Below are 8,747 nucleotides of genomic sequence, written 5' to 3' on the forward strand. Positions count from 1 at the left end.
ATTATGGCATGTGGAACGGGGAAGACTTTCACAAGCCTTAAGATAGCAGAACACATAGCAGGAAAAGGCAAGCGTGTTTTGTTTCTGGTGCCTTCTCTGGCTTTAGTCTCGCAAACAATCCGTGAATGGACAGCCGATGCACAAGTGCCCTTGCGTTCCTTTGCCGTGTGTTCGGATACAAAAGTAGGCAAGCGTCGTAAAAACCAAGATGATATTGTTGGCATGGAAACATCAGATCTTGTTCTCCCTGCTACCACAGATGCAAAAGCCCTTGCTAAAGAAGCTTGTGAATCCCTAGCAGATGCAATGACCGTGGTCTTTTCAACTTATCATTCAATTCAAGTGATTTCGGATGCCCAAAAAGACCATGGTTTACCCGAATTTGATCTGATCATTTGTGATGAAGCCCATAGAACAACTGGTGTTGTGTTGGGAACAGAAAAGCATGAATCTGAATTTATCAAGGTTCATGACAATAGCATTATTCGAGGCAAAAAACGCCTCTACATGACAGCAACCCCAAAGATCTTTAGTGACACTGCTAAAAGGCGGGCGGATGAGATCAATGCTGTTTTGGCATCTATGGACGATGAAACCCTTTATGGCAAACAACTTCATCATTATACCTTCGCGGAAGCTGTCGATAATGAACTTTTAACTCCTTACAAGATTGTGGTCTTGGGTATTAATGAAACCTATATCACACCAGCCATACAGGAGATTATTGCCAATGAAAACCGTGAAATTGATTTAGATGATGCGGCAAAAATTATTGGCTGTTATAGAGCACTTACCAAAATAGATAAGCAAGCGGCTGTTGATGATGATGATACAGAGCCCATGCAATGTGCTTTAGCTTTTTGCAAAGACATTAACACCTCTCAATATATAACAAAGCTCTTTAATAAAATTATCAAATCTCATATTGATGATTTCCTTCAAACCGTTCCCTTTCTAAACTGTGAAGTAAGACATATTGACGGAACGCAAAGCGTCAAAAAACGCAATGAGGAATTGGATTGGCTTAAAGAAGATGCGGGTCAAAACGTTTGTCGGATCTTAAGCAATGTTCGGTGTCTTTCAGAAGGGATTGATGTCCCTGCTCTTGATGCCATCATGTTTTTACACCCGCGCAATAGCCAAGTGGATGTGATACAGGCAGTAGGGCGTGTGATGCGTCGTGCTCCAAATAAAAAAACGGGCTATATCATTTTACCCATTATCATTCCTTCACACTTAGAAGCCAAAAAGGCTTTAAAAAACAATAAGAGATACCGTGTTGTTTGGCAAGTTTTGCATGCTTTACATTCTCATGACGAAAGGCTTGCTCGGACAATTAATCAGATGTCTTTAGGACAAGATAGCAGCCATACGATTGAAATTATAGAGATTAAACGAGCCAATGAATTAAAAGAGCTTACCACAACGGTTGATGAGATCTCGATACCATCCAAAACAGAAAGTTCTGGACGTGTCATTGGAACAGCAGAAAGCAAATCTCAATCGGTATCTGGAGGACAAGGAGACCTATTCCGCCGTTCTGAATTTTTTGATTTTGTCAAAGCCATTTTTCTGGATAGTTTTAAAATCACGGATTATTGGGGCATATGGGCGAACAATGTTGCTGAGATTGCTCAAAACCATATCAATCATCTTAAAGATATGATTTCCGATGAAAAGAGTGAAGCCTTTCACGCCTTTGATGCATTCCATAAGGAATTAAAGAACAACGTCAACAGTGAAATCAAGCAAGAGGAAGCGATTGAGATGTTAGCGCAACATCTTGTCACGCGTCCCGTGTTTGAAGCTTTATTTGACGGTAATGAATTTGTACAGAACAATGCCATTTCGCAAGCCATGGATAAGATCTTAACGGCACTGGATAAAACAAATATCGAAGAGAAAACGAAAGATCTTGATCAATTTTACAAAAGTGTCATGTTCTGTACAGCAGGGATTACAGAAACTCATGCAAAACAGAATCTTATTATCAAGCTTTATGAAAGTTTTTTTGCCAAGGCATTTAAGAAAACCACGGATAAGCTTGGAATTGTTTACACGCCCGTTGAGGTTGTTGATTTTATCATTCATTCCGTTAATGATGTTTTAGAGCAAGAGTTTGGAAAAAGCTTGGGATCACGGGGTGTCTCTATCCTTGATCCTTTCACCGGAACGGGTACTTTTATCACGCGGCTGTTACAATCTAAACTGATCAAACCAGAGGATATGGAATACAAATTCCGTCATGATATCCATGCCAATGAGATTGTTCTCTTAGCCTATTACATAGCAGCGATTAACATTGAATCGACGTATCATAGTCTTATGAAAGGAGAGTATATTCCTTTTAAACATATTGGCTTAACCGATACGTTTCGGATGCTTGAAGAGAAGAACTTACTACAGGAATTGTTTAAAGAAAACAGTGAATATTTAGAACATCAAAAGAAGATGAATATTGAAGTTATCTTTGGCAATCCTCCTTATTCAACAGGTCAAAAAAGTGCTAATGATAATGCAAAGAATACACCTTATCCGATATTAGATGACCGCATTCGTGAAACTTATGCCGCTCAGTCAAATGCAAATCTTATACGAAATCTATATGATAATTATATTCGTGCCATTCGCTGGGCTAGTGATCGTATTGATAATGCTGGAGTAATCGGTTTTGTTTCTGGTTCTGGTTACATAGAAAAGTCTACAATGGATGGTTTACGAAAATCTTTAGCCAAAGAATTTAGCAGTATTTACGTACTCAATTTACGAGGAGATCTTCGCAAAAATATGTTAAGCAATGGAGTTGCTCAAGAAGGTGAAAATGTTTTCGGCAATGGTAGTATGACTGGTATTGCGGTAACGTTATTTATCAAAAATCCCAATGCTATTGGACCTTGTAAAATTTACTATCATGATATTGGTAATAATCGTACGATAAAAGAAAAACTTACAGCTCTGGAATGTTTTGGTAGTGTTGGTGGCATTACGGATAAAAAGGGCTGGCAAGTAATTGCACCAGATAAGCATGGTGATTGGATACATCAACGTGATGAGAGTTTCGAAACATTCCTAGCTTTAGGAGATAAGAAAGGACATAATAAAAAGCTCTTTAAAACGTTTTCTTGTGGTATCTCAACTAGCCGTGATGCGTGGGCATATAACTCAAGCCGTGAAGCTTTAGCTAAAAATATGCGTAATATGATTAATTTTTATAATAGTGAAGTGAAACGTTTTAATGATATTTATCACACTGACTGTAAAACACGTACAAAAATTGTAGATAATTTTGTAAATTCAGATGCTAAAAAAATCAGTTGGAGTCGTTCTCTTAAACAACAATTAATTAGTGGAAAGATTTTCGAATTTGAAGATAAATACCTTATTCAAAGCCTCTATCGCCCTTTTACACAACAGTGGCTTTATTACAATCGCATTTTTAATGAGAGAGTTTTACAATTCTCTATAGGGAAAGCGGTAAAAAATAAGGTAATACAAGTTACAGGCGTAGGAGCAAGAAGTGGATTTTCTGTTTTGATGAGTAAGGATTTACCTAACCTTCACGCAATAGATACAGGTCAATGCTTTCCAAGATACTTTTATGAAGATATTACCTCCTTAAAATCTAAAGATAATAACCAGTCACATTTATTTACGAATTCTATAGAAAAAAGCAACAATGCTGATTTACAACGCCGTGATGCCATTACAGATGCGGGATTAGCACATTTTAAAGCAGCTTATCCTAATGAAACCATAACAAAAGATGATCTATTCTATTATGTTTACGGTCTTTTGCATTCGGAAGATTATCGCGCCCGTTATGCTGATAATTTATGCAAAGAATTGCCTCGTATCCCTTGTGTAAAGAGTGCTGGTGATTTTTGGAAGTTTGTAACAGCAGGGCGTGAACTGGGTCATTTGCATGTGAATTATGAAGATGTAAAACCTTATCCAGTAACCTTTAAAAAGGGTAATCCAAAACAGACAGAGATCTCTAATCCCGAAAAGTTTTATTATGTAACTGAAATGAAATTCGCAAAAATTAAGAATAGTAAGGAAAAGGATAAATCAACTGTTTTTTACAATAGCAATATCACAATAACAGATATCCCTCTTGAAGCTTATGAGTATATCGTTAATGGCAAGCCCGCTCTTGAATGGGTTATGGGGCGTCAATGTGTTAAGACTGATAAAAAGAGTGGTATTGTGAATGATGCCAATCGCTATGCTGTTGAAACCGTTGGCAACCCTGCCTACCCTCTAGAGTTATTTCAGAGGGTTATTACCGTAAGTTTAGAAACCATGAAAATCGTTAAGAACTTACCAAATTTGGTATTAAGAGAAACTGAATAACTTAAAAGCATGCTCACATAATGGGCATGCTAATCTTATTAAAGCCGCTTATGTATTAGTTTAAATAACAGTCTATTTTATCATCTGTTATGAGATAAACTAAGATAGGAAATAATTACGTTATCAAAATCTCTTTAATGGACTTTTGTAAATTCTTTAAACGTATCATCTTGTGAGTTGATTACCTATAATCTTAAAAGGAATAATTTATCATGCGTTATTCTAAAAAGAAACCATTTGCACTTTTAGATACTCTTATTTGGATTGCTTTAAGACTTTTAAGAAATCCACTCTTAAATAGAATTAGATTTTTTTACATTGCCTTTAAAAGATTATACCGTAATCTAAAATGATAGCTTTATTGTTTTCAAAAGCTTTGTTTAAAGAGGATTATGTATATTCATTTTCTTATATTACTTATAGGTTTTGAAGATTTCTCACCCCCCCAAAAAAACCTACAAAACATATAGCATTAGTTGAATTTACAGGTTGTATTTTGATATAGGTTGTTTTTTGTGAAACTTGATAAAAGTTAACATATTGAAATATAATAAACTTTTATTTTTGATTAAAAAAATAAAATAATACGTATAAAAAGAACCCACAAAACCACCAAAACTAACAACCATAAGGATCTTGATAACATTTATTATAAGTTACAAGCTATCTTTTGAAAAGCTTTAAAGGATCATATGCTTTTCATAAAGCACATTTTAATCATTCACTAAAATCATAAGATTCGTTTGTTAAATAAACTGACATAACCGATAAAATAGATAATAATCCATTAAAAGGGATTTTGATCATCTATGGAATAATTTTATAGATCTTTTTTTATAGGTTGTTTCCTTAAAATCTTGCACCAAAACCATGATCAGAGCCATACCACTGTTGAGTTTTTCAACTAGTGATCAAGACTTTGGAGCGCGTCTTATTTTCTAAATTTCTGAAATCTTTTTGATATTTTTTAGGTGCTATTTCTTGTCTTTTTTTCCGATAAAATTGACTATTTTCTCTTTCCACGAGCGGGGTTGCTCCTTGCTGGTAACCTCTTGTGGATCATCAAGCTTTTCTGCCACCTGTTTAATCAAAGCGTAACTCACTTGCTTCACCTTTGCTACTTCTTTGGCTAAAGCTAATGCACGTTCAAGATGGGTTTTGTTGATGCTTTCGTCAAAGCCTAGGTGATCACCTGCCGTAAAGCTTTTCTGATAAGATTGTAAGGTCTCAACATCACCCAATAAAGCAAGAGAGCCAAGATGAAGTAAAGCATAATCCGTATCGTTTGCTTTAGACGTGGCGCCTTTTTCCCAAGGAGCTATACCATAATCAGAGCGTAGCCTTTTAGAAAGGTCAATGTCTGTTACCGCCCATTTTAGCGCGTCATCAAGTGCTTGCTTTAAGCGATCCGCAGTAACTTCTGGTTCAAAGATTTCTAACCCCTTTGCTTCAAAATTAAGCTGTATATCTGGAATATCTTCCGTGTGGGTAGGATCAATGAATTTACAAGCGGTGGAAAGAATGCCCGTGCTAATCAAAAAGGCGCTATCAAATTGCGGGTAGTCTTTGGCAATTTCGTCGTTATAAAGAATATCTACTTCACGATCAGCCAATTGATAGCTTGCCATATGGTCATTCTCATTGATTTTCTCGGTTGACCAGCCTAAGCTTTTTAAAAGTGCATGAGCACTTTCCATGGTGAGACGATCATCAGTGTCATCCACTTCATCCACTTCCTCTGCCACTTCAACAGAAGTTGTTTTAGAAGCAACAGATGCTGTTTGCGCATCCAAGCTTAAAATCGGAGCATTTTTAGGAAAACCAGTCCGATAACGGCGTGCAAGAGCAAGGACGTTATCAATAATATGTGCTATGTTTTCCCTTATCAAAGCTGAAAAGTTTTTATCCTTCAAACTTTCCTTATAAAATTTGAGTTTTTCAACATCCCCAATAAGAATAAGTGCAATAAGGTGCAACTTCGCAAAATCATATTCACTGTCTGGGGACAAAGCCGCATAATCATAGATGATTTGATTCACATTTTGTCGATCAGCCCAGCACAAAATATCCGCACAGATCTGCTTCAGTTTACCTTCATCCAATTCAGTACTAGAAACTGCATAAACTTCTTCTGATTCTTTAAGAACGGTATATTGGGGAGTATCGATAAAAATAGATCGATAAGCTGTAGAAAAACCAAGTGTTGAAAGAGAAACCTTGAAGGTAACAAATGGTGTCTCTCCGTTTTTATCAAGGTTGTACACTATATTAATGATACGATCTTTCTTTATAAAATAAGCATTGCAATTGTAATTTTTATCACGATAGACTGTCCAGTCCATCCTTTTTAAGTCTTCAGAAACTGTATTAAGAAAAGACAAATCTTGTAAACTAAGACGATCATCTATAGCTTTTCGCTCATTAAGGATTTTCAGATATTCTTCAGCAAATTGAACGGCCTGGTTAATATATCTCTCTACTTCACGGTCATCCAAAATTTCAGAAATCGTACCTGCTTCTAAAAAATTTTGATAGGATTTCAGGATATCAATTTGACCTGTTAATGCTAAACAAGCTAAATGCCAGACTATATCTATATTGTAGCTATATTTTTGGATAAGCGTTTTGCTTTCTATTGATGCTTGTAAATCTTGGGCACGTGCCCACTGTATTATCCGCTCAGAGATTTTGATAAGCTCTTGCTCATCTAATGTCTCTACACAAATATCAATGCCTTTACCAAAACCACTAAAAATCCCCCCCCCAATCGTATTAAAAGAATTATAAATATTTTTAGGAGAAACGCACCAATATTCCTCACTATAGTGAATACAATTGCAAGCGACAGAAATCATTTCATTAGATATTTCAGCTTCAATACGGACATTGTAATTGTCATGGAGACGTATAAAACCAAAATCAAATTGAATAAAGCGGTCGGGCAAAATCAACCACATTTTTCCAGGTTCCGTTGAAAACCACCCTTGTGTTTTAAGAACGCGCATTGCTGCTATGAGACTTATCGAGCGCTGTTTTGGCTTCTTGCGCGTTAGAATATCGTCTAATTCCCCATTTTTATAGGCCTGTGCAAAAAAAAGCAGGCGATCATACCTCGTCATTGTTTTGTAATCAGAAAATTCTGGTACATACAACTGAGATGTAACCTCAGAACTCTTTAAAGTCTCTACATCACCAAGCAAAGCCTTTGCGACAAGAGAATGATCTGCAGCTTCTTCACGTAATTTTTTTTCAATATCCTGTGCTTGCGCCCATGCAATCACTTTGTTTAAAGCTGTTGTGATATGGCTTTCGGAAAGATCCGGAGCTTTAACATTAAAATCCTCCTTCGCGTAAAACAGCACATCTCCATATTTACGCTGTGATTTTTCACCTCTAGAATATTCCCGAGCAAGGCAATAAGCAGCGGTGGTGAGATCAGCCGAAAGCAAAAACTCTTTGCCTCTCTCTCCATAATTTTTTACACCATAGCCAATACCGACAATGCGATCGGGAAGATGATAATGCGCAAAAGTATCCCCCACGTTATCACGATAAGGCTCCCAGCCCAGTCTTTTTAAAATCTCTGTGACATCTTTAGTTTGCATCATGACTCACTTTCCTTGTGCAAGAAGCTCTGTTAAACGGCTCGGATGACGAATAACTTCGTATTTTATCGGTCTCCCCCAACCCTTGCCCAGTTGTTCTTTAGGCCAATTTTTCTTAAAATTCCTCAATGCTTCCTCCGTTGGTTTTTCTCTTTCTATAAATTTTTTGAGTTCTTCTTGATATTTATTTAGCTTTTCTTTGTTTTCCTCAAGGAATTTTAAAACAACATCTCCTGTGGGTTGCGCATCTCCTGTTTTATACTCCTTTTCCAAAATCTTTTGGTTTTCGGTTAGACCAGCATTCCCCGTTTTTACCTCAACAATTTTTAATTCACCATCCTCTATATAGAGAATATCAGGACGGGATCTTATTGCAACTTCCTTTGTCCCTCCTTTACCATCAGGTTTCTCAACTATTTTTTTAAACGATGCTTCTTGCGTACATGTTGTGCATCCTGCTTCCTGTAATTTTTGCATTTCTTCTGTACGCTTTCCGTCATGATGCTCCTTATTTTTTTCGAGTGTTTCACGATTGCTATTACTTTTTGAAGGCTTTGGGGATGTTTCGCCCTTGGCACTGTCTTCAGAGCCAATTTTTCCAACTGATTGGGCAAGTTCCTTTTCTGCTTTTGCAGCCGCTTCTTCAGTCTTAGCAGCGAATTTAGCCAGAACCTTTTCGCCAAGCTTTACGCCTCCCTTGGCTGCTCCAGCACCTCCCAAAAACAGCGTTGCTACTTCAGTCAATAATTTTCCAAATTCAAGACCAGCATTAAAGGAACCACCGGCACC

General features: G+C 36.9%; 3 protein-coding genes. 1 reads left to right on the plus strand and 2 read right to left on the minus strand.

The window, feature by feature from the left end; genetic code table 11:
- Positions 1 to 4,353: type ISP restriction/modification enzyme (locus tag ACFING_RS08450; RefSeq protein WP_375630463.1), on the plus strand; the 4,353-nt coding region annotated here is incomplete at its 5' end.
- Between the two features lie 974 nt (positions 4,354 to 5,327).
- Here the strand turns inward: ACFING_RS08450 and ACFING_RS08455 are convergent.
- Together ACFING_RS08455 and ACFING_RS08460 are read right to left on the minus strand one after the other, a co-directional pair.
- Positions 5,328 to 7,958: a DUF6990 domain-containing protein gene (locus tag ACFING_RS08455; RefSeq protein WP_375630464.1), complete on the minus strand. Its 2,631-nt coding sequence runs from the start codon at positions 7,956 to 7,958 to the stop codon at positions 5,328 to 5,330.
- A gap of 6 nt (positions 7,959 to 7,964) precedes the next feature.
- Positions 7,965 to 8,747, minus strand: a 783-nt coding sequence (locus ACFING_RS08460) for a hypothetical protein (RefSeq protein WP_375621823.1), incomplete at its 5' end; no start/stop codon positions are given.

The organism is Bartonella sp. AP150HLJHH, from assembly GCF_042196385.1.
Taxonomy (GTDB): domain Bacteria; phylum Pseudomonadota; class Alphaproteobacteria; order Rhizobiales; family Rhizobiaceae; genus Bartonella.